22 protein-coding genes and 1 riboswitch are annotated in these 23,310 nt (G+C 49.6%); of the genes, 20 read left to right on the forward strand and 2 right to left on the reverse strand.

Annotated elements, in window-relative coordinates; genetic code table 11:
* The first annotated feature begins 362 nt into the window (after positions 1 to 362).
* From HH215_RS33440 to HH215_RS33460, 6 genes are all read left to right on the forward strand, one after another.
* Complete coding sequence (locus HH215_RS33440; protein ID WP_169283849.1) at positions 363 to 623, forward strand: hypothetical protein; 261 nt, start codon at positions 363 to 365, stop codon at positions 621 to 623.
* Between the two features lie 9 nt (positions 624 to 632).
* Complete coding sequence (locus HH215_RS33445; RefSeq protein WP_256376665.1) at positions 633 to 1,040, forward strand: DUF3102 domain-containing protein; 408 nt, start codon at positions 633 to 635, stop codon at positions 1,038 to 1,040.
* A 180-nt stretch (positions 1,041 to 1,220) separates the two neighbouring features.
* Entirely contained in the window at positions 1,221 to 1,565 is a 345-nt protein-coding gene (locus tag HH215_RS37205; protein ID WP_445662482.1) for a ParB/RepB/Spo0J family partition protein, read from the forward strand.
* Between the two features lie 42 nt (positions 1,566 to 1,607).
* Positions 1,608 to 2,342: a hypothetical protein gene (locus HH215_RS33450; RefSeq protein ID WP_169283851.1), complete on the forward strand. Its 735-nt coding sequence runs from the start codon at positions 1,608 to 1,610 to the stop codon at positions 2,340 to 2,342.
* Between the two features lie 261 nt (positions 2,343 to 2,603).
* Entirely contained in the window at positions 2,604 to 3,602 is a 999-nt protein-coding gene (locus tag HH215_RS33455; protein WP_169283852.1) for an HRDC domain-containing protein, read from the forward strand.
* A gap of 180 nt (positions 3,603 to 3,782) precedes the next feature.
* Entirely contained in the window at positions 3,783 to 5,669 is a 1,887-nt protein-coding gene (locus tag HH215_RS33460) for a heparinase II/III domain-containing protein (protein WP_169283853.1), read from the forward strand.
* 83 nt (positions 5,670 to 5,752) lie between these two features.
* On the opposite strand, the gene corA is transcribed toward HH215_RS33460, so the two are convergent.
* The gene (corA, locus tag HH215_RS33465) at positions 5,753 to 6,688 is read right to left on the reverse strand and encodes a magnesium/cobalt transporter CorA (RefSeq protein WP_169283854.1); all 936 of its coding nucleotides are present in this window, start codon (positions 6,686 to 6,688) and stop codon (positions 5,753 to 5,755) included.
* Positions 6,689 to 7,034: 346 nt separating this feature from the next.
* Positions 7,035 to 7,148: riboswitch (SAM riboswitch) on the forward strand.
* 86 nt (positions 7,149 to 7,234) lie between these two features.
* Here corA and metA point away from each other — a divergent pair.
* The 10 genes from metA to HH215_RS33515 all read left to right on the forward strand — a co-directional run bounded on the left by metA (position 7,235) and on the right by HH215_RS33515 (position 18,229).
* A complete protein-coding gene (gene metA / locus HH215_RS33470; RefSeq protein WP_169283855.1) occupies positions 7,235 to 8,173 on the forward strand; it encodes a homoserine O-acetyltransferase MetA in 939 nt (312 codons plus the stop codon).
* A gap of 17 nt (positions 8,174 to 8,190) precedes the next feature.
* A complete protein-coding gene (locus tag HH215_RS33475) occupies positions 8,191 to 9,348 on the forward strand; it encodes a PLP-dependent transferase (protein WP_169283856.1) in 1,158 nt (385 codons plus the stop codon).
* A 22-nt stretch (positions 9,349 to 9,370) separates the two neighbouring features.
* A complete protein-coding gene (locus tag HH215_RS33480) occupies positions 9,371 to 10,558 on the forward strand; it encodes a MalY/PatB family protein (RefSeq protein WP_169283857.1) in 1,188 nt (395 codons plus the stop codon).
* A gap of 127 nt (positions 10,559 to 10,685) precedes the next feature.
* Positions 10,686 to 11,822: a cyclic dehypoxanthinyl futalosine synthase gene (gene mqnC, locus HH215_RS33485; protein ID WP_169283858.1), complete on the forward strand. Its 1,137-nt coding sequence runs from the start codon at positions 10,686 to 10,688 to the stop codon at positions 11,820 to 11,822.
* Between the two features lie 271 nt (positions 11,823 to 12,093).
* The gene (locus HH215_RS33490) at positions 12,094 to 12,948 is read left to right on the forward strand and encodes a putative sporulation protein YtxC (protein ID WP_254450638.1); all 855 of its coding nucleotides are present in this window, start codon (positions 12,094 to 12,096) and stop codon (positions 12,946 to 12,948) included.
* A 368-nt stretch (positions 12,949 to 13,316) separates the two neighbouring features.
* On the forward strand, positions 13,317 to 15,257 hold the full coding sequence (thrS, locus tag HH215_RS33495; protein ID WP_169283860.1) for a threonine--tRNA ligase: 1,941 nt from the start codon (positions 13,317 to 13,319) through the stop codon (positions 15,255 to 15,257).
* A gap of 196 nt (positions 15,258 to 15,453) precedes the next feature.
* Positions 15,454 to 15,975 carry an RNA polymerase sigma factor gene (locus HH215_RS33500; protein WP_169283861.1) on the forward strand — a complete coding sequence of 174 codons (522 nt, stop codon included), beginning with the start codon at positions 15,454 to 15,456 and terminating at the stop codon, positions 15,973 to 15,975.
* A gap of 46 nt (positions 15,976 to 16,021) precedes the next feature.
* Entirely contained in the window at positions 16,022 to 16,159 is a 138-nt protein-coding gene (locus HH215_RS33505; protein WP_169283862.1) for a hypothetical protein, read from the forward strand.
* A gap of 170 nt (positions 16,160 to 16,329) precedes the next feature.
* On the forward strand, positions 16,330 to 17,775 hold the full coding sequence (locus HH215_RS33510) for a methyl-accepting chemotaxis protein (RefSeq protein WP_169283863.1): 1,446 nt from the start codon (positions 16,330 to 16,332) through the stop codon (positions 17,773 to 17,775).
* 97 nt (positions 17,776 to 17,872) lie between these two features.
* Positions 17,873 to 18,229 (forward strand): hypothetical protein, encoded by a 357-nt coding sequence (locus HH215_RS33515; protein ID WP_254450301.1) that lies wholly within the window; start codon positions 17,873 to 17,875, stop codon positions 18,227 to 18,229.
* A gap of 64 nt (positions 18,230 to 18,293) precedes the next feature.
* On the opposite strand, the gene HH215_RS33520 is transcribed toward HH215_RS33515, so the two are convergent.
* On the reverse strand, positions 18,294 to 19,583 hold the full coding sequence (locus tag HH215_RS33520) for an ammonium transporter (protein ID WP_169283864.1): 1,290 nt from the start codon (positions 19,581 to 19,583) through the stop codon (positions 18,294 to 18,296).
* Positions 19,584 to 19,831: 248 nt separating this feature from the next.
* Between HH215_RS33520 and liaF the strand changes: the two genes are divergently transcribed.
* From liaF to HH215_RS33540, 4 genes are read left to right on the forward strand one after another with little or no spacing between them, the layout of a single operon-like run.
* Complete coding sequence (gene liaF / locus HH215_RS33525) at positions 19,832 to 20,881, forward strand: cell wall-active antibiotics response protein LiaF (RefSeq protein WP_169283865.1); 1,050 nt, start codon at positions 19,832 to 19,834, stop codon at positions 20,879 to 20,881.
* 4 nt (positions 20,882 to 20,885) lie between these two features.
* Positions 20,886 to 21,899, forward strand: a complete 1,014-nt coding sequence (locus HH215_RS33530; RefSeq protein ID WP_169283866.1) for a sensor histidine kinase — start codon at positions 20,886 to 20,888, stop codon at positions 21,897 to 21,899.
* A 12-nt stretch (positions 21,900 to 21,911) separates the two neighbouring features.
* Complete coding sequence (locus HH215_RS33535) at positions 21,912 to 22,586, forward strand: response regulator (protein ID WP_169283867.1); 675 nt, start codon at positions 21,912 to 21,914, stop codon at positions 22,584 to 22,586.
* Between the two features lie 50 nt (positions 22,587 to 22,636).
* A complete protein-coding gene (locus HH215_RS33540) occupies positions 22,637 to 23,050 on the forward strand; it encodes a YugN family protein (protein ID WP_169283868.1) in 414 nt (137 codons plus the stop codon).
* The last annotated feature ends 260 nt before the right edge of the window (positions 23,051 to 23,310 follow it).

Consider the following 23,310-nt stretch of genomic DNA (forward strand, 5'->3'; position numbering starts at 1 on the left):
ATACTGGATGGCGTCAAAGGAAAAAGTAATTCTATTAGGAGATCAGTCTTATCGGCCGTGATCGTAGGTTATTCCTAAGACTCACAGCAATTGAACAAAAAATAATTAAATGCTTAGAATAGCGATCTATTCACGGATCGTTTTTCTATTGAATAGAACATTCGGATTATTACCAGAGGCTCGCAGCTAGTGATTGATGAGCAAGAGATGAGGATATCAGCAGAGTGTTATCAGTCCATTGTCTTGAGCCACTTCGTGGGTCAATTCACGTTGATGAGGTTCGGAACAAGCAGGATGAGTGCTGAATTAGAATAAAAGGAAATGCCTTCCTGCTGTCGAAGTATGACTAAGGAGGTGTTATTATGAGTTCCATATTTCACGAAGTAAAAAATTATGCAATTCTTCTGGAGAGCGTAAAACCATTTGGAGGATCGGGTACGGTAACGACTGAATGGAATTGGGAAATCAGCATATATAAACTTGGGACGGGCATTTTCAAAGCAAAGGCATCAGAAGAATCTAAGGGCAAAAGGATTCCGTGGTTCGTTATTAATCTTGATGATGAAAATGAAGCATTAAAATCAATTCTTAATGACTTACAATTGCATATGAACCAATCCTAGCACCCTCGGGTGCTTTTATTCTTATCTACTGACCTATCGGTTATCAACACAGAGATCAACAGCTTTATGCAAGTCGCAGGACAAGCAGTTTTCGAAATCGGTAAGCGGTTGAAGCATGTGAAGGAAAATGATTTAGCACATGGGCAATGGTTAAGCTGGCTTGAATCGATAGACATTCCGAAGACTACTGCTTGGAACCTAATTCAAGCGTTCAATCAATTTTCAAATGTTCCGACATCGGAACATCTTCCTAGCGGGAAATTGTTCGAAATGCTCTCTCTGCCGGAATCAATTGACCGTTCAGAGTTCCTCGGACAGGCACATGATATTCCCTCAACCGGTAAATCGAAGAAAGCTGAGGACATGACGGTCAGGGAACTGTGCGAGGTCAAGAAGGATCTTCAAACAGTTGAGTAATGCGCCTAAGAATCCGAATCCGCTAGCTGATACTTCATGCGCGCTGTCTGTAGGTTGAAATGTGTTAGCTGATCAACGTTTCTGAGTCTCCGATAGAGGTGGTATCTAACTGCCAAGCGATGCGACAGGCTCCCAGCAAGGCTATATCCGCTTCACTGAGGATTATTATGATATTCGGAGATCGAAGAGGCAGAGGGAATCCGGGAGATGTTGGAACGGTTTGGGTGGACGCAGGACAGGGTTTCAAAGGAATTCGGCAAGTCACAAAATTGGGTTAATTTAAGACTGTCTCTCCTTCAATTGGATGTGCCAATCCAACAAAAAATTATAGAGCGCTCTATAAATTCTACCCAAGCAGGACAAATCGCTAGAGCTCCTAAGAACCTACAGTCTGCAATTGCTGACAAGGTCGTCCGTGTAGAACTTTCATCTCGCGACAAAAAATTACTTGTTAAATTGGCGGATCGATCGTTGTCTGATTGGCTTGCAGAGCGTTGTGAAACTACCGAAAGGTATAGGGGTTAGCATGTCGAATAGTCACATAGTGAAGTTCATAGGAGGGTTATCATGGGAGATGAAAAGTTTATAGCTTTTTTGGATATTCTAGGGTTTAGAGACATGGTCAATAGTAATAGTCATAATGATCTTGAAAAAATAATCGAAAGCGTAATTGAAAGGAATGTTTTGAGAGCTGAGAAAAATGTAAATAAAACTTTGAGAGATCTGAAATATGATGACGTGCAAATAAGCTTTCTAACTTTATCGGACAGTATAATAATTTGGACTGGTGATAAGAATGCATTAAGTTTTGTTGGTTTTATTATGATTGTGAATATATTGAGTGCTGCACTTATGTACGATGGAGTTCCAATCAGGGGCGGCATTTCATGTGGACCTATATCAATAAAACAAGATAAAAGACAATATTTATATGGCAAGGGAATCGTTAAAGCGTATAATATCGAAAAGAAACAGGATTGGTCGGGAGTGGTTATAGACCCTGAAGTATTGAAACTAGATGAACTTTATAATTCGAAAGAAATAGAACTATTAAGAAGTCATAATCACATAGTGGATTACAAAGTTCCAAATAAGAGTGGTGAAATGTGCGAACAACCGTGTTTGAATTGGCCGACAGGATTGCAGTTATTAAGTAAGATGAATAGGTTGGAAAAAATAGATATCAGATCAAAGTTTGAAATGCATAAAAAAAGTATTAACGACTGGGGAGTCGAAAATAAGATATTGAACACGATAAGATTTTATAATTGGGTTCAAGAAAAAGAAAACTCCAGAGATTGATCTCCAGAGTGATTTGCACTTGCCCACATTTTGCCCACGCCTGCCCACAATAATGGTGATTTCATCATGTCAGTTAGAGCACAAAAACCTTGATACGTAGACATTCTTGGTTAGCATTGAATAGTCAAAACACCCCAAAATAGAAGAAGCACCTCATCGCCGTCCGGCGGGAGGTGTTTTTTTGCGTTCCGAGGCAGGCCGGCATTGCTGCTTGAACATCCATATACTATGCCGCATGGGCGGTTTAAGGAGGAAGTCAAGATGCAGGTCGTGTTTTTGAATCAGTTCGAACGGGTAACGGGTCAGGCGGAGGACAGAGCGCAAGTATTCATCGGGGAGTTGCAAGGGATTTGGAGCGCAGGGTGGAGGGCGATCCAGCTTGGAACGTCGGAAGTCGAGGACATTTGGTACGAAGGCATGAGTTGGGAGGAGTTGCTTGCCGCGTTTCGTCATGGGGTAGCGAGCAAGATGAAGTTAGGTTTTAGGCCGCTTTTGGATGGTATGTTGGAGGAAACGCCATTCTGGGAACGCCGACCGGCTTTCCCGCAACTGCTCCAATGTTATGCGGATTCGCAAGACGCGGAGACGGTGGTTGCCGATTTACGTAAGTGGAGGAGAGCCAAATCCGTCGAAGAGAAGAAATCCGCATATCTCATTGCAACGAATCGAGAGCTGCAGACGTTAGCTGTATTCTTGCCTCATACGTTAGAGGAACTTCAACAAATTCCCGGATTCGGGAAGATTAAGATCGAACGCTACGGTGACGAAATCATTTCTTTGCTTAAGGGCGTAGATAGAACCCACACTTATCCGTTGCAAGAATGGGTATCTCTAGCCGTCAGCGATGTGCAACTTTCCGAATGGATGTTCCATATGAAAGAGGATAAATACGGCAAAGCTTTAACCGTTGTAAAGGAGAAACGTTCATTGCTGAACGGCATTCGAGAAGGCCGGAATCTCGGACAACTGGAAGAAGAGCTGAAATGCCCTCGGCGTAAATTGCTGGAAAGGATCGAAAGGTTGGACGAAGAAGGTTACGACGTGCTGCCTGTAGTCGAACGGGAACTGCTTGAAGTCACTCCTGAGGAAAACGAGCAGTACGAGACGGCTATTCAGCAATTGGGAGACCGTTATTTGAAGCCGTTGCTGCAGCAAATCTACGGCGAGATCGGATCGAACGATGAAGAGGTCGAACGGCAGTACGAGAAGCTTCGCATGATGCGGATTCGTCATCGTCGCGTCAAACAATCCGCGGTATAGAAAGCTGCCAGAACGATTACGATAAATCCTCGCCTCCTCAACCGGAGTCGGGGATTTTTTTGTATTGCTTTAAATTCCTCAATCAGTAAAATTATGGTCAAAACGTATCAGAAGTTCTAATGTCCACTTCAAAATGTGAAATATTTCAAAGGAGGCACGGGATGCGAAACGATCCTGCCTATGGAAACCATGCTGACTGAACGGTTCGACCGCCTGAAAGAGGAAGGGAAACAATGGCTGCTGCCTCTCGATGAATTCCATCCTTACCCGCATGCGGAAGATCGCGATGCTTGGACGGCCGTAACGACCGAGTCCCGCCTCCGGTGGCTTTCCCTTGCGGAGAGATACATCGATTATGCTTGGCCTGCTTTGAAAGCTTCGCAATATTTGTCCTATCGCCGGGATGGAACATTCGTAGGTTATAACTACTCTTATTGGGAGAGAAGGACGATACTCGGTACTTTGGTGCTCGCGGAATGCATCGAGTACAGTGGACGGTTCTTGGATCAGATCGTAGACGGAGTCATGAGCATTTGCGAAGAAACGACTTGGATGCCGCCCCAGATGAACGGAGCGATTATTCGACCGGGATCGCAAGAGAGCTTGCACGATAGCGCAGATCATCAGGTGGAGTTGTTTAGCAGCGAGACGGCGGCTTTATTGATCTGGACGAGATACTTGCTCAAGTGCAGATTCGACGAGATCAGTCCGCGGATCTCCCTTCGTATAGAACGGGAAGTAAACGATCGCTTGTTGAAGCCCTATGCGCGGCGGGACGATTATTGGTGGATGGGGTTCGCCCCGGGTCACCGCGTAAACAATTGGAATCCTTGGTGCAACGGTAACGCGCTGATGGGTTTTCTTCTTCTGGAACGGGATTCGGAATCTCGGAACGAGGCCGTTGGCAAGATCATGCGAAGCTTGGACGTATTTCTTGAAACCTATCCGCCCGACGGCTGCTGCGATGAAGGACCGATGTATTGGGGGAAATCGGGCGGTTCCCTATACGATTGTTTGGATCTGCTGCATCAAGCTTCCGGCGGCCGGATCGATATTTTCGGGGAACGAATCGTCAAGGATATCGGGGCTTATTTGTACAAGGCACACATTGCCGGACCTTATTACGTCAATTTCGCCGATGGGGATGCGCTCGTCAGACCGGAAGGCGACGTCGTGTACGGTTTCGGTCGGGATATTCAGGATGATAATTTAATCCGGCTAGGAGCGAGTTTGCCGGAAACGGAACCGCCGCTTCATGATTGGTTTTCGATTTTCCGGCATCTGCGGAATTTGTTCCAGGAACGGGAAAGGAAGGACGCCGAAGCATCGCCGCCTAACGTTCCGGAGGCATGGATGGCCCATTCGCAAGTGATGTCCGCTCGGCAGAAGGGGGATGAAGGGTTGTTCATCGCCGCCAAAGGCGGCCATAACGCCGAATCGCATAATCATAACGATGTCGGACATTTTATCGTATACGCGGATGGCTTACCCGTACTCATCGATCTGGGAACCGAAGAATACCGGGTGCAAACGTTCAGTCCGCAGAGGTATGAGTTATGGTATCTGAAGTCGGAATATCACAATTTGCCGACGGTAAGGGGGATCGGTCAGCAAGATGGGCGGCAATTCCGAGGAGAGGATGCCGCATTTACCGGGGATGCCGGTCAGGCGGAGATGAAGTTACGAATCGAGGGAGCTTACCCCGACGAAGCAGGGATCGAAAAATGGCAGCGAACCTTCAGACTTTCGCGAGAAGGACGAGGGTACGTCGAGATTATCGACGATTTCCGGCTTCGCGATCCGGCTGCCGATCTTTATTACAGCCTGATGACGCCGTTAAAGCCGATTATCGCGGCTGATGGCGCAATCGAGCTCGAGTATGCGCCGAACAAACGAGTAACGGTTACGTACGATGCGGAAGCTTTGGTAGCTAAGAGCGAGCAGATCGAAATCGTGGATGAACGGTTGCGCGTAAACTGGGGAGATACGGTCTATCGCATTCTAATGACGATGAAGCAACCGGTAACGCAAGGCAAACACGCCGTCAAAATCATAAGGGGGAACTGACGTTTTCGGACATGAGAAAGAGGGAGTTTCCGCGAAACTGCCGGAATTCTCCCTCAGATAAATTCATCATCATCCAATGCCGATCACAACCAATCTTTCTTGCGAAAGAAGTAAAACATTCCGAACCCGATAACGGCCATGCATCCGATTAACACAACGGAGCCGAAATCGAAATGCATTCCCGGGATATAGTCGAAATTCATTCCGTAAATGCCGGTAATGAACGTTAAAGGCATGAAGATCGTCGTCAGCGCGGTGAATACGCGCATGATTTCATTGGCCCGGCTCGCAAGGCTGGATTGATAGGCTTCGCGCAAGTTCGCCATGAGATCGCGATAGGTTTCGAACGTTTCGTATATTTTGACGGCATTCTCGTGGATGTCGCCGAAATATTTCTGCAGTTCATTATCGATAAGCCGCAGGTCTTTCTTGTTTAACGTCGCGATCAGTTCGCGCTGCGGACCGAGCACTTTCTTCAGCCATAGAATCTCGCTTCGGAGTCCGATGATCTCGGTCAGGTGGGATTTCTTCGTATGCATGAGGATATCCTCCTCAAGACTCTCGATCCGGGCTTCGATTCGGTCGCCGACGGTAAGATAGTTATCGACGACAATGTCGACCAGGTGGTAGAGGAACCGATCCGCCGAATTGACCTCTTGCTCCCACAGAATCGGTTTGACGCTGCGGAGTTCGTTGATCTTCTGGCGGGTTACCGTAATTAAATAGTGGCGTCCAAGAAACATGTTCAAGGCACGCAAGAAAATTTCCTCGTCGTCGAACCGAATGCTATTGATCACGAGGAAGTATTGATTTTCGTAAATTTCGAGTTTGGGACGTTGTTCCTCTTCCATCAAGCAGTCTTCGACGGCCAAGTCGTGCAGCCCGAATAAAGGTTGAAGGACGATGAGATCGTCTACGTCCGCGTCGATCCAATAGAAGCCGCTCTTAGGCGGAATAAGCGTATCGTTAATACTGTCGATAGTCGTAAAAATGCCGTTGTTTACCAATCTGATTTTCATGGGATTTGCTCCTTTGCATGTCCGATCTGGTTCATGCAGGACGCTCTCCACGAGAAAGAAATCTTAGCCGAAGAAGCCGGACAAAGAAATAGTCCCCCCCGAAGGTTTCCATCCTGCGTTATTCATGCGATTGCCACAGGGCTTGGGTTTATCGCCTTCCATGTCCGGCTCCCCCCTTTATAATCAGATAATGATAAGTCGCTATTAACGTGTTAAGTATAATCCTCACCCCCGTACCTTTCAAGGAGAAAATATGTCGAAGCCATTGGGCGGTTCACACCTTGACTCCCTTCGGTTTTTCGGGTACATTAAGGATAGTTTTCCCCACAATCGAATAGAAATGGCCATCTTATCAAGAGCAGGCGGAGGGACTAGCCCTATGAAGCCCGGCAACCGACGTATTTTATTATACGCACGGTGCTAAATCTTGCGGAAACTTAACGTTTCTGACAGATGAGAGGGGCGCGCGTACGATCTGCTACACGACCCTATCTCATTTGGGGTCGTTTTTTGTTGTACATTTTGACGTAATCAGGAGGAATGAACATGCCGATCAAAGTACCGGATAATCTGCCGGCCAAGGAAATATTAGCAGGAGAGAATATATTCGTCATGGATGAAAGCGTCGCTTACCGTCAGGATATTCGCCCGCTGCGAATCGCGATCTTGAATTTAATGCCGACGAAGGAAACGACGGAAACCCAACTGTTGCGCTTGATCGGCAACACTCCGCTACAACTGGAAGCGGTATTGCTGCATCCGAAGACGCATCATTCCAAGAATACCTCAGCCGACCATCTGGCCAGCTTCTATAAAACGTTCGACGATATCAAAGACGAGCAATACGACGGTTTTATCATAACCGGGGCTCCCGTCGAGCATCTTCCGTTCGAGGAAGTCACTTACTGGGACGAATTGAAGGAAATCATGGATTGGACGGTCGGCAACGTCACTTCGACGTTTCATATTTGTTGGGGCGCCCAAGCGGGACTGTATCATCATTTCGGGGTGCCGAAATACGATCTGCCCGAGAAAATGTTCGGCGTATATCCGCATGGAATTTCCAAGCCGAACGTCCCTTTGCTGAGAGGCTTCGACGAGATGTTCTACGTACCGCAGTCCCGTCATACGGAAGTGCTGAAGTCGGATGTCGATAATGTCGCGGACTTGGAAATATGGTCCGAGTCCGAGGAAGCCGGCGTGTATATCGCCGCGACTTCCGACGGCAAGCAAATTTTCGTCACCGGCCATTCCGAATACGATGCCCCTTCTTTGAAATGGGAATACGATCGCGATAAAGCGAAAGGGTTGCGCATCGACGTGCCTAAGAACTATTATCCGAATAACGACCCTTCGAAAATTCCGGTTTCGACTTGGCGCGCGCACGCCAACCTGCTGTTCTCTAATTGGCTGAATTATTATGTTTATCAAGCTACGCCGTTCGAGCTTGGCAAAGCGAAGGCTAACCAGACCACGTTGCGATAGGGAGGATATGAAACACAATGAACATCGAAAGCCGTTTAGCCCAAATCGGATCGATCAACGATCCGCAAACCGGAGCGGTCAGCTTCCCGATCTACCAATCGACCGCATTCCGCCATCCCCAGCTTGGGAAAAGCACGGGATTCGATTATTCTCGCTCCAAGAGTCCGACCCGGGCCGTTCTCGAAACCGCAGCGGCCGATCTCGAAAGCGGCGACGCCGGGTTCGCGACGAGTTCGGGCATGGCAGCGCTGCAAATCATTTTCTCGCTGTTCAGCCAAGGCGACCATCTATTAGTTTCCCTTGACTTATATGGCGGTACATACCGTCTGCTCGAGCAAGTCATGTCGCGTTTCGGCGTGACGGCTTCTTACATCGATACGAACGATCTCGATGCGCTGGAGTCCCACAGGAAGCCGAACACGAAAGCGGTCCTGATCGAGACGCCGACCAACCCGTTGATGATGGTTACGGATATCGCGAAAGTAGCCGCATGGGCGAAACAAAAAGGGCTTCTCACGATCGTGGACAACACGTTGCTAACGCCGTTCTTCCAACGTCCGATAGAGCTTGGGGCGGATATCGTCATCCACAGCGCGACAAAATATTTGGGCGGCCACAACGATGTGTTGGCGGGATTGATCGTGACCAAGGGCGAGAAGTTATCGGCCGATGTCGCTTTCCTTCACAATTCGATCGGTGCCGTGCTCGGACCTCAGGATTCCTGGTTGCTGATGAGGGGAATGAAGACGCTAGCCCTTCGTATGGAGCGTCATCAATATAACGCGACTAGACTCGCGGCATGGCTGAAAATTCATCCTTCTGTGGATGAAGTCTATTATCCGGCCCTTCCTCATCATCCCGGACACGAAATACAGAACGCGCAATCTTCGGGCAACACCGGTATTTTCTCCTTCAAAATGAAAGATGCCCGCACGATCGAACCGATCCTTCGTCATATTAAGCTGATCGCTTTCGCGGAAAGCTTAGGAGGCGCGGAGTCGCTAATGACTTATCCGGCCGTGCAGACGCACGCGGATATCCCCCTTGAAATCCGCCAGGCCGTCGGAGTGGACGATCGGTTGCTTCGTTTCTCGGTAGGACTCGAGCATGTCGACGATATTATGAACGATCTCAAGCAAGCGATCGAAGCCGCTGAGCGTGAAATAAACGGATAATCCGGATCGGAGGGAAACGACGATGAAATACGATTTTGACAAAATAATCGATCGGACGGGTACGGCTTCTTATAAATGGGATCAGTCGGAGAAACTGTTCGGCCGTCCGGATATTTTGCCGCTGTGGGTTGCGGACATGGATTTCGAAGCGCCGAAGGAAGTCGTCGAGGCGATTACCCGCAGAGCGGAACAAGGTATCTATGGCTATACGGTTCGTACGCAATCGTTCTACGATGCAATTATCGGTTGGTTGTCGAGACGGCATGGCTGGACGATCGAACAGGATTGGATCAGTTCCAGTCCTGGCGTCGTTCCCGCGCTAAGCCTTATGGTGCTGGCATTTACGGAGCCGGGCGACGGTATCATTTTGCAATCGCCGGTTTACTATCCGTTCTATGACGTGATCAAAGCGAACGGACGTAACGTTGTAGACAACGCGCTGATTTTGAAAGACGGTCAATACACGATAAATTTCGATCTGTTGGAGCAGCAAGCGAAAGACGGAGCGAAGATGCTATTGTTATGCTCTCCTCATAACCCGGGCGGCCGTGTATGGAAACGCGAAGAACTGGTGCGCATCGGAGAGATTTGCACGAAATACGGTTTACTGGTCGTAGCCGACGAGATTCATCACGATCTCGTATTCTCCGGTTACAAGCATGTGCCGTACGCTTCGCTATCGGATGAATTCGCGCAGAACTCCGTCACTTGTATCGCGCCGAGCAAAACGTTTAACTTAGCCGGTCTGCAAGCCGCCTCCGTCATTATTCCTAACGAGGAAATACGGCGTAAGTATAATGCGTTGCTTAGAACGCTGTCGATCCATATGGAAAGTTATTTCGGCTTGACCGCGATCGAAAGCAGCTATACGCACGGCGAACAATGGCTAGATCAGTTACTCGTCTATTTAGAGGGAAATCTAAACGCCTTGGTGGATTTCGTCGGGAAGCATTTACCTCAAGTGAAGGTAATCAAGCCCGAGGGCACCTACTTAGTATGGTTGGACTGCACGGCGATCTCGGATAAACCTCAAGTGCTCAAGCAACTCATGTTCGAGCAAGCGGGCGTCGCGTTTTCCGATGGTTCGGTATTCGGCAAACAAGGAGAAGGTTACTTACGCATTAACCTGGCTTGTCGTCGTTCATTGTTGGTGGAAGCACTGGAGAAATTCGCCTCCGCGGCGAATTCCGCCACCGTGTCGAGTAAATAAACAGGTTGGAATGAATCGGATATCGCCGCGATCTTGTCACCTCTGAGGTGACTATCGCGGTGATTTTGTGTTACGATGGGATAAGCGGTTTAAGAGGACATAAGTCCGTAAGAAGGAGGGTCCCCAGATGAATCAAGTGGACCGGATTTTGGATGGAGCTCTGCAAGGAAAGAGACTGCAATTGGAAGATATCGTAACTTTATTCGAAAGCGATGAAATAGAAAAGCTTGGTCATACGGCGAATCAGATCATGCTGAAGAAGCATCCGGAGCCGATTACGACATTCGTGGTCGGGCGCAACGTCAATTACACGAACGTATGCGACGTGTATTGCAGGTTCTGCGCTTTCTATCGCGCTCCGGGCTCGAACGAAGGTTACGTGCTGCCGGATGAAACGATTTTCCGTAAAATCCAAGAAACGATCGACGTAGGCGGTACCGAGATTCTGATGCAAGGCGGAACGAACCCGGATTTGCCTTTCAGCTATTATTTGGATTTACTGCGGGCGATCAAACAGCGTTTCCCCGAAATCACGATGCACTCCTTCTCGCCTGCGGAAATTCGTAAAATGCAGGTCGTCGCCGGAAATATTCCGTTAGAGGACGTCGTTAGACAGCTGCATGAGGCCGGTCTGGATTCTCTTCCGGGCGGCGGAGCGGAGATTCTGGACGATCGGACCCGCAAGAAAATCAGCCGAATGAAAGGCAGTTGGCGCGATTGGATGGACGTTATGACGACCGCGCATAAGATCGGCATGAATACGACGGCGACGATGGTTATCGGCTTCGGCGAATCGATGGAAGAAAGAGCGCTGCATCTGATGCGCGTTCGCGACGCGCAAGATGAATGTTTGAACAATCAATATCCATCCCCGGGATTCCTGGCGTTCATTCCTTGGACGTTCCAGCCGGAGAACACGAACATGAAACGCGAGAAAGCGACGCCGGAAGAATATTTAAAAACGCTGGCGATCAGCCGGATCGCTTTGGACAATATCGATAATTTCCAATCTTCTTGGGTGACGATGGGCCCGGAAGTCGGGAAGCTATCGCTACAGTACGGCTGTAACGACTTCGGAAGCACGATGATCGAAGAGAACGTGGTATCGGCCGCCGGAACGACGCATAAGGTCAACATAGAACTTATTCTTAAATTAATCCGCGAATGCGGTAAAATTCCGGCCCAACGCAACACGAAATACGAAACGATCAAGATTTACCGCGAGAACGACAAAGTAGCCAAAGATTACGTCATGCAAAACTAAACGATACCTTACTTGAAGAAAGCTCCGTCTCGGATGAAGAGGCGGAGCTTTTTTGGCGTTTAACGATTCGCTGCATTTCGTATTTCACTTAGTAAATGAAGGGAAATCGAACATATGGGAGGCGCGAATACGGACAGACGGCGCGCGTCTTGCGAACCGGAGATTAAACTTCATAAAAAGTACCATAACCGGCAACCCATCGTATATCCCTTTTTGGGTCACCATATAGTAAGTATCAAGCTTGCAAGTTGGAGGTGAGGAATTGAACAGAATGGAAGTCGTCGTGGAGTACGGGAACGATCATTCATCGTTGGAACGGCTGGCCGGCATGCTGAACCGAACTTTCGTGGGCACGGACAATCCCGTGGATAGCGTGCAGTGGGAGCTTAGCCGGGAAGACGGGGTTATCCGCTGTCAATTTCCTTTAGGTCCCGGGCCGGAAGATAAAAAAAACTACTGCGACAGAGTGGGGCGCGCGCTTGCGGAATATACGCTTTCCGATCAAGAGCCTACGCTGCTTCGCGCGTTATTTCAAAATCGTTTTGGGCTTAAGGACGAATTCGAGACGGATGCGCTCATCGCGGAAGCCGTTTCCTTGCTGGACGGCGAGCCGGATGTCGATGAATCTTGGATGGGACGCGGCAGGGAACGACGGTTGCAAAAGCTGACCACTCGATTTTCACATTACTTAGAAGATCATGAACGGCTTCATTTGGACGGATTTATGCGGTTCAGGCTTGGCGATTATCGCGCCGAGGTGCAGGAGGCCGCGGAAACGGCAATCGAAGAGAGGCTCATGGAGAGACAATACCAGGAATTCATGACGCTGCTTAAATCGATGGTGGAATGGCAGGAGACCAGAACGTCCGCCGTGCACGTCTTGCATTCCGGCGGTCATGCTTTTCGTTTACTCGACGAGGAGATGCGTCCGCTGGACCAAGAGGCGCCGGAAATCGATGTTCAAGAGGAGCAGGAGGAGGAAAGCAGGGTGGTGAGCCGACTGCTAGCCGCCTCTCCGCGCCAATTGTATATCCACACTCCCGAACCGGAATCGCAGGTCATTCGTACCATCATCGGAATATTCGGCGACCGGGCGGCTGTCTATCCCGATTTACCGGCACATTAATCGGCTTTTCGCGGTCGTACTTGACTGAAACGGGGCAAGACGAGTATAATTTTTGATATCAATCCACATTTACAAGCTATGAGAAAGACATCGGCGTCTGTAAAGGACGGATCAGAGAGAGGAACCTTGGCTGCAAGTTCCTTCCGTACCGACTGACGTTGACCCCTTTCGAGCTGCGGAGATGAATTCGCGATCATTCGTGATGGCGTTAGTATTCTCGGCCGGTTCATGACCGTTAATACATGCCAGAGGATCGGTTGCCAGTTAACCGATTGATGGAGGGTGGAACCACGGGCCGCATTCAGAGCACCCGTCCCTTTCGGGACGAGGTGTTTTTTTGTTTCCCATTAAACGAAGGAGGAATTCGAATGTCTGTACAAGTGAAATTGCCCGATGGCGCGGTTCGCTCTTACGATGCCGGCATAACCATCGAAGAAATCGCGTTCTCGATCAGTCCCGGACTGAAAAAAGTAGCGGTCGCGGGTAAAGTAGACGGTAAAGTGGTGGATTTGAATACGGCTATCTCGAGCGACGTGGCATTAGAGATCCTAACGCTGGACAATGCCGACGGTCTGGAGGTCATGCGTCATAGTACCGCTCACTTATTGGCTCAAGCGCTTAAACGCGTTTATGGAGCCGACAAAGTGAAGCTTGGTATCGGACCGGTCATCGAGGATGGCTTCTATTACGATATCGATATGGAGCAGTCCGTAACTCCCGAGGATCTTGCGGCGATCGAGAAGGAAATGGACAAAATCGTGAAAGAAAACTTGCCGATCGAAAGACGGGAAGTCAGCCGCGAAGAAGCTCTGCGAATATTCGAAGAGATTTCCGATCCGTTAAAATTAGAGCTTATCCGGGACTTGCCGGAAGGCGTGGCGATTACGCTTTACGATCAAGGAGAGTTTTTCGATCTTTGCCGCGGACCGCATTTGCCGTCGACGGGGCGTATTAAGTCGTTCAAACTTCTGAGCGTCGCGGGTGCCTACTGGCGCGGCGATAGCAAGAACAAGATGCTGCAGCGGATTTACGGAACGGCGTTCGCGAAAAAAGCCGAGCTGGACGAGCATCTTCATTTCCTCGAGGAAGCCAAGAAACGGGATCACCGGAAGCTCGGCCGCGAGTTGAAAATGTTCGCTTTCAACCGCGAAGTCGGTCAAGGGCTGCCGTTGTGGCTTCCGTATGGCGCCAAGCTACGTCAAACGCTTGAGCGTTACATCGTCGATCTAGAGGAGAAGCTGGGTTACAGTCACGTGTATACCCCGGTACTAGCCAATGTAGAGCTATACAAAACATCGGGTCACTGGGAGCATTACCAAGAAGATATGTTTCCGAAGATGACGTTGGATAACGAAGAATTGGTGCTTCGTCCGATGAACTGCCCTCACCATATGATGGTGTACAAGAGCGACATGCGCAGCTACCGCGATCTTCCGGTACGTATCGCCGAGCTGGGCACCATGCATCGGTACGAGATGTCCGGAGCTTTGACGGGCTTGCACCGGGTTCGCGCGATGACGCTGAACGACGCTCATATATTCTGTCGCGTGGATCAAATCAAGGAAGAGTTCACCCGGGTCGTTAACTTGATCCGCCAGGTGTACGAGGACTTCGGCATTAAAGATTACCGTTTCCGTCTTTCTTACCGGGATCCTAAGGATACCGAGAAATATTGGCCGGACGACGAAATGTGGGAAAATTCCCAGCGTATGCTTCGCGAAGTCGTGGAAGAGCTAGGCTTACCGTTCTTCGAGGCGGAAGGAGAAGCGGCTTTCTACGGTCCTAAGCTGGACGTGCAAATCAAGACGGCTCTCGGCAAGGAAGAAACGTTATCGACCGCGCAACTTGACGTACTGCTACCGGAACGCTTCCAACTGGAATACACCGGAGATGACGGCAAGAAACATCGCCCGGTCGTTATCCATCGGGGCATTATCAGTACGATGGAACGCATGACCGCGTTCTTGCTGGAAAATTTCGCGGGTGCGCTGCCGCTATGGCTATCCCCCGTACAAGCGAAGCTTATTCCCGTAAACCCGATCTACGAGCCTTACGTGAAGGAAGTAGAAGAGAAGCTTCAACGCGCCGGCGTCCGTGTCGAGTCGGATCTGCGTAACGAGAAGCTGGGTTATAAAATTCGCGAAGCCCAGTTGGAGAAAATCCCTTATATGCTCGTAATCGGCGAGAACGAATCGTTGAACGGAACCGTTTCCGTTCGTCGTCGCGGCGAAGGGGATTTGGGTGCTCAATCGGTGGACGAATTCGTTTCCCGCATTACGGGCGAGATTGCTTCCAAACGGATTGACTAGAGTTAGGCTAACTGGAATACGATAGGAGGAAGCCCTTATGCATATCGTGCTTAAGGGCTTCCTTTTTTCGTGAAAATTGAGCAGTTTCGCGTCATGTCGCATATCTTCTATTAAATGGTAATTATTCTCTTTTTATCGCGTTTATGATAGAATAAGAATACTTCAAATAAGCATCCTTTTAGGAGTGGCTGGATACATGAACTTCCTCCGTGATTCAAATTTACCGGAATCGTTCTGGTCGGAAGATGAAGTACTGGGCGAGCTTTATTCGCAAATGCTGAAGGTCGTTCGTCATAAGCTATGGCACAAGAACGACGCGGGCGACGTGGTGCAAGAAGCCTGGGTGCGTATTCTAGAGAAGAGATCTACGCTGCGGAACGAGGAGAAGCTCATTCCATGGGCCAAGGCGATTGCTTCTAACCTAGCTTCGAACGCTAACCGGGCAAGGCGTCACGAGAGTATCGATGATCACCTGGAGCATGAAATTGCCGGTACGAGATCTAACTTCGATCCAGAATCGATGATGGAGCTGTCCGATCTGTTGGGACAGTTGGATCCTGTTACAAGAACGCTGCTTCTGTATAAGTTTTATTACGGTTTGAAGGATGCCGAGATTGCGACCGCGTTGCAGTTGCCGGTTGGTACGGTTAAGGCGCGGATTCATCGCGGCAAAGCGAGATTAAAAACGCAAGTAGAAGACGAAGATCGACATACATAAACCAATTCCTTGCTGTCCATGCTATGTTGTGGAGGTGAGGTAGACAGTGGCAAAGAACAAGAAGCAGAAAATCGGCAATGCAAACGCAAACGATTATCAAGCCGAGTTTGCGTCTGAGACGAATGTCGGCAACAACACGCAAAATAAAGCTGCCCAGAAAAATTCGAACCAGTCCAATAGGTAGTTTTAGCTTGCGCGTTAATTGCGCGTCATGTTTTTGTGTGAAGATTCCATAAATAAACAAGCTTTTTTGGAGAGGGACCCTTAAGGGTCCCTTTCTTTTTGTCAAAAATCGTAATATAATGTTAGGAAAACTAACGTAAAACGACAAATGACTTGTTGGAGTGATGAGAGATGGCACTATGGCAACGTTGGTTAAGGAGAAATGGCAACGGGATGGACAAGCCGCGTTTTTCTCGGCCCGATCAGGCAAACGTTGCCTCGCGGAATGAGGAGTCGACCGCGGAAGCGAAGCCGGAAGCTCTTCGACACATGATAGAGGAAGCCGTCGTTATCGCGGATCGGCTTCAGGCGGCCGTATCCGAAGTAGATTCGAGCATAAGCCAACTGGACGCGATCGCCGACAGAACGACGGAGCATGAAGAGAAGCTTCGTCGGAATAGCCAGACGGCTATGATTCGTTTGGAAGAAGCGTTTTCCTCGCTTCAGGAAGTGTCTGCGGCTTCGCAGGAAATTCGCGGCGTCACGGAACAGTTGAACGCTCAGAGTCAACGGACGAAGGACGTAGTCGTGGAGGTATGTCGTTCTCTTAATCACACCGATGAAGTCATGAACGATTTGTCGACGAATCATGGGACGATGGAGGAAAGGGTGAACGGATTGATCGCCCAAGCTTCGAAAATCGGGGAGATCAACGAATTAATCCAAGAAATCGTCGCTCAGACGTCGTTGCTGGCGCTGAATGCGGCGATAGAAGCGGCGCACGCGGGAGAGCATGGGCGCGGTTTCTCGATTGTCGCGCAAGAGATCAGGAAACTTGCCGAACAGAGCGGACAAGCGGTCAAGCGATCGACGAGCATCGTGCACAATATCGAGTCCGGCATTCGCCAGGTCGTTAGCTCGGTTGAACGCGAGAAGGAGTCCGTCGCACTCGGTTTAACCGAGATGTCGCGGACGCGCGAGAAGATGGATATCATATTCAATTCGTTCTTGAAGGTTGACGAGCACGTCGGCAAGACGCTTGAGTTTGCGGTGGAGCAGGCGGACCGGACGTCCTCGACGAATGCCATGCTGGAGGATGTCGTGGAATCCGTCGGGTTGACCATGAGTAGCGTAGACGACACTTTGGCGCAGAATAAGCGGCAAAGGACCGAAATCAACAATCTCGGCCGGGTGTCCGAAGAGCTGAACGAATCGGCGGATGAACTCGTCGTAGCCGTTCAGAATGCCGGAGGTAGGGTGTGGAGCGGCGCGGTAGCCGCGGATACGGCGCATTGGACGAATTTGTTGCGGACGCTTACGTTGGATCCTGCTCTGGCTGGGATGGCGGAGGAAGTCCATCGCGAGGTGCTGGGGAATTGGTTGAAGCGCTCGTCGGGTATGGAAGCTATCTGGTCTAATCGCAGCGATGGTTCTTTCGTCTTCTCCGCCCCGGAAGCGGGACTATTAAATGCCAGAGGGCGCGAGTGGTGGAAAAGGGCGATGGCGGGAGAAACCTTCGTATCGGAAGTTTATGTTTCCGCTATTACGAAGAAGCCGTGTTTAACGGTATCGATGCCGCTGATGAGGATTGATGGAACGGCCTTCGGGGTTGTCGGGATAGATATTGTGATTTCTTGACAAATAAATGGCCATAAACGGTTCTCAAAAACGAAAAAATCCAGTATGATATAGTTAATGTTATGAAAGTTAACGAGAATAGGGTAGGTGACCTATCATGACGGAGCCTTCGGTACCGATTTCCGCGACGAATATACCGCGGCGTAAAGCTGCAGAGGTGCATTCCTTACTTGAAGCGCTCATTTCTAAACGGGAGCAGGAAATATCCGACATCGAACAGATGGTGGAACGTTACGAACGGAGATTAAGGCTGGAGGAGCAGGCCTATCGATCGATGTCGACGTTACGTCGAATCCTATCGGGCAAGAAACCGGATCATCATTTGGCGCTTGAATACATTCATTACGTGAAGAAGCCAATGGAGAAAGTCCGTATGCTTCGTCTTGAGGTGGCCAACTATCAAGCGATGCTGGCGGGCAACATTCCCGCGGATGTCACAGCTCTTAACACTTGAAATGTATTGAGCGTAATAAAGAAGGAAGGTTGGGCGGCGAATGCAGCCCAACCTTCCTTTTCGTCTATCGATCGGCAGATTGGCTTCTCAACTGATCCACGTCAAGGAAGTCGTGATCTTGACTATAGGCCGGGACGCCGTGAATGCCGATATCAAGACCGATCAGTTCTTCGTCGCGAGTTACGCGGACGGGCTTGAATAGTTGAATGAGTTTCAGGACGAGCCAAGTCAGGGAAAATCCCCAGATGGCGACGACGGCCAATCCGAGTGCCTGCACTCCGAATAGATACCATCCTCCGCCATAGAAGAGGCCGGTATGGGCGGCTGTTCCCGGCATGGCGAACAGGCCGACGGCGAGTGTTCCGATACTGCCGCTGATGCCATGGACGGCGAATGCTCCGACGGGGTCGTCTACTTTGCGTTTTTCAAGCCATTCGCTTCCTAATACCATGACGATCCCTGAGAGCGCGCCAATGAATATGGCGGCGGCGCTGGAGACGAAGGCGCATCCCGCGGTAATTCCGACTAATCCGGCTAACGCTCCGTTAATGACCATGGGAGGATCGGCTTTGCGATATCTTAGCATCGTGAAGAGGATACATGCGGCGCAACCAGCGGCGGATGCGAGCATTGTGGTCAGCGCGATATGGCCGATGCTCTCGTTCGTTGCGCTTAACGTGCTTCCGGAATTGAATCCGAACCAACCGAACCAGAGAATAAATGCGCCGACGGAAGCTAACGGCAGATTGGAAGGGGGTACGATGTTGATTTTGCCATCCGCTCCGAATCTGCCTAGACGTGGGCCGATGAATAAGGCTGCCGCTAACGCCGCGAAGCCGCCGAGCGCATGAATGGCTGCGGAACCGGCGAAGTCTATCATCCCTAATTGAGCTAACCAACCGTTAGGGGACCAGATCCAGTGACCGGAAATGGGGTAAATAAGTCCCGTCATGAATATCGTGTAGATAATGTATGCGCGGAAATGAATTCTTTCGGCTACCGCACCGGAAACGATGGATATTACGGCAATAACGAAAGCGCATTGGAACAGCCAGTAGGTGTCGTAAGAAATATTGAGCGAAAGATGTGTTAGATCGCCTTCCATGAAGAAGCCGGTCGTGCCGATCCATCCCCCTGCGTCCTTGCCGTACATTAGGGCGAAACCGATAGCGAAAAAGACGAGAGCGCCGAACGCGATATCCACGAAAACCTTCATAATTATGCTGACGGCATTTTTCTGTCGTACGAATCCGGCTTCAAGCAGCGCAAATCCGCCTTCCATCAATAAAATCATCGCGGCCGTCAATACGACCCAGATTGTGTCTAGGCCTCTTGATAATTGCTCGAGTTCCATTGCTTCAACTCCTAATAGCTTTATGAATACCTTACATATCACATAGAAATTCGAACTCATTATATAGTGGAGAGTCACCTAAGTCAACGGATAATGTAATGATATGTGACACTTAAAGAGGCACAAGATACGGATACTCAGTCTCGAGACCGAGGAGAGTTTACTACCTACGCCGCTGTTGATACGCGTGCTTGTTTCGTTATACTGAGAACATATATTTCGATACGCATCTATTGGAGGACGGGATTATGCAAACATCGACCGCGCACCGCTTGCTGTGGGGGATCGTCGTAGTGACGATCGGAGTTGTCTTCTTATTGAACCAAGTCGGGATGATTTCGTTGGATATCGGGGAGCTAATCGGGACGTATTGGCCGGTGTTGCTCATTGTATTCGGATTGCAAGGGCTGCTTTTGCAACACGGCGGGGGGTTCTGGTGGAATTCGTTGACGGTGATCATCGGGGGGTACTTTCTCGGTCGGAACTTGGGTTTGTTGGAATGGGGAGTATCCGATATGATACGCATTCTTGTTCCGATCGCGATTATTCTGTTCGGGATTAACTTGATATTCAGAAGTAACCGTCCGACGTGCAAGAAACAAAAAGATTACAAGGGCGGACAATGGAATCCGATTCACCCTACGACTCCTCCGATTCCGCCTGTGCCGCCTATGCCCCCGGGACCGCCTCCCGTTCCGCCGGAGTTGGAGGAATTCGAACGGCGTAATCCCGTGGATTTATCCAAGAAGGCTCGGAATGACTTCGAATCCTCTCATTACGCTAATCGGGAGGACAAAGCCCGAGAGCGCAGCGACGATTCGGAATACGATGGTTGGAATCAAGGGCATGAGCATAAGGATTGGTGGAAAAACCACGATTGGAAACGTTACGGAAAAAACCACGATTGGAAACGTTACGCAAGAGACAACCACAGTAGATTTATTGGAGATATGCATTTCGGAAACGGTTATTGGGAACTTCGCCCAATGAATATTTCGAATTTCATCGGAGATACGACGTTGGACTTGACGAAAGCGCAGATTTCACTCGGAGAAACCCGGGTTTACGTTTCTTCCTTTATAGGCGACGTGAAAGTATTCGTGCCCAACGACCTTTCGGTCGGACTGAAGGTGGAATCCAGCTGTCTGATCGGCGACGTGAAAGTGTTGGATCAAAAACGCGGCGGCTTGTTCAATCAAATGTCGGTGGAAACTCCGAATTATATGGATTCCGATAAACGCGTCGTTCTGATCGTAAGCAGCTTAATCGGCGATGTTCGAGTAACGAAGGTAGGCTAAATCAATGGTAAAACGGGTTCGGACGAGCAAATGGGCCTCTTCGATTTACGCCGGCTTGACGACGATGGTCGTCATGACGCTGCTCTACTGCGGGGTGGTCATCTTCACGGACAGCATTCCAAGTCTGGAAACTTGGCTAACTTGGGCCGGCGTGCTTGCTGCCGTGCAGATGGCCATTACTTATCGCGGCGGTCAAAGAACGCAGAGGATGATCGATCAATTGCAGCTTGCGATGAAGCAAGCGTCCGCAGGGAGCTGGAATACGCGCTTGCCAGAGATCGAAGGAGACGCCTTCTCGGGAGTGTTTCGAGAAATGAACGCGATGATGGGTCATTTGGAAGGACGCATCAAACTTCTTCAGCAGCTTGGGGAAAAAGAGGTCATGGAAGAAGTTTCCTCGCATGAAGACGCGGTGTTGGAAGAAAGAAAACGGTTAGCCCGCGACCTTCATGATACCGTAAGCCAACAATTATTCGCGCTTCATATGTCGGCATCATCGTTACCTAAACTGCTGGAACGCGATAGGGAACATGCGGAGAAAGTGATGGAGCAGCTTATCGCCATGTCTTCGACGGCGCAACGCCAAATGCGCGGGCTGATCGCGCAACTGAGGCCGATGGAACTGCAAGGCAGGACATTGGAAGAAGCTTTAGAGCGATGGTTCCCGGATTATTGTCGGCAAAACGGGCTCCAGGGCAAGCTTGAAATACAAATGAAAGGCCGAATATCGGACGCGAAGGAGCATCAACTGTTCTTGATCATTCAAGAAGCGATGGCGAATGTGGTCAAACATGCGGAAGCGTTAAGCGTTCGTTTATATCTTGGCGAAACGGACCGGCAGATTTCCCTGTCTATAGAAGACGACGGGGCGGGCTTTAAGAACGAGCAGGTGAGGTCGGGCACCTATGGCTTGTCGACGATGAATGAACGCGCGCAGAAGCTGGGCGGAGAAGCGGAGATCGTAACGAAACCGGGTTCCGGCACGCGAGTGCGGGTATGGTTTCCGAAATTCGAATAGGAGCGGATGAAGATGACGGAGCCTGCAGGTTCCCCTTGGAAAGTACTTATCGTAGACGACCACGAGATGGTTAGAATGGGCTTGCGTACTTATTTAATGTTGGATTCGAGATTCGAAGTCATCGGCGAAGCCGGCGGAGGGAAAGAAGCGATCGAGAAACTCGCGAACGGGGGATTTCAGGGCAAATTACCGCAGATCGTTCTAATGGATTTGATGATGCCGGACATGGATGGGGTCGAGACGACGCGAGCGTTGTTAAGCCAGTATCCGGATTTTCGAATCATCATCTTGACCAGCTTCTTGGAAGACGGGAAAGTCGTCGAAGCTATTGAAGCGGGAGCGGTCAGCTATGTGCTAAAAACCGTATCGGCCGACGAATTGATCTACGCGATGCAAGGAGCGATCAAGAACATGCCCGTCATGAGCACGGACGTGTCCCAGGCTCTTACCCGCGGACTTCGCAAGCGTTCCGTCAGCAATGACGTCGAGGGGTTAACGGAGCGGGAACGCGAAGTTCTGCTTCTTATTGCGGAAGGACGGAATAATAAAGATATCGGCGACGAGCTGCATATCAGCATCAAAACCGTCAAAACCCATGTCAGTAACTTGCTGATGAAATGCGAACTGGAAGATCGAACGCAGCTTGCCATATATGCGCATCGAAAAGGCTGGGTAAAGGAAGCATAATTTATTAACCTTGGGATACTCTACTAAGAAAAAAAGGGGGTTCCCTCAAGGTGCATGCCCTTCCGTCTGCCCTGACTTCTAAAGTTCGGGATTACGTCGTATCGAGAGAAGCATTATCGGAGCAAGGATTTACGTTAGGCGGGAATTGGGATTACGATCATGGCTCCTTCGATTGCGCATTGGATGAAGCGAATAAAGTATGGTTGCGTTTGCCGTTCGATGTAACGGTCGGCAATCTAGATGGCGAGTCGGACGACAACGATACCGAAATCCGGTTCGGCCAGCCGTACGTACTTAAACATGTCTATAATGAAGGTTTGGATAGGGAAGCGCAGCCTGGCGTGATGGGGGCCGTCTTGAACCAGTTTTCGGATCCATTGGATCCCGACGATAAGATCGAATCCGAATGGATAGAGAAAGCCGAGCGGAAGCTGCGCGAAGCGGAAGCCATATATCCAGGTTGAAGAAGCGGAAACGGCACGCGAGTGCCGTTTCTTTGTGGTAATAGAGGTTGTCAAAAAGTCCAATTTTGATCACGAAGCCTAACTAGAAGCGTACTCGACATCGAATCTTGAATTCAACTTCTTTTAACCTTCTCGGTGCTGAAAACCGGACTTTTTGAACTCGAATTGATAAGGATTTTTCTAGGCTTTTACTTCGTATTCATTTCCGTTTAAGATAGTTTTAAGGAAACTCGTATAATATACAATCAAGAAGTCTAGAA

This window comes from Cohnella herbarum (assembly GCF_012849095.1).
GTDB lineage: Bacteria > Bacillota > Bacilli > Paenibacillales > Paenibacillaceae > Cohnella > Cohnella herbarum.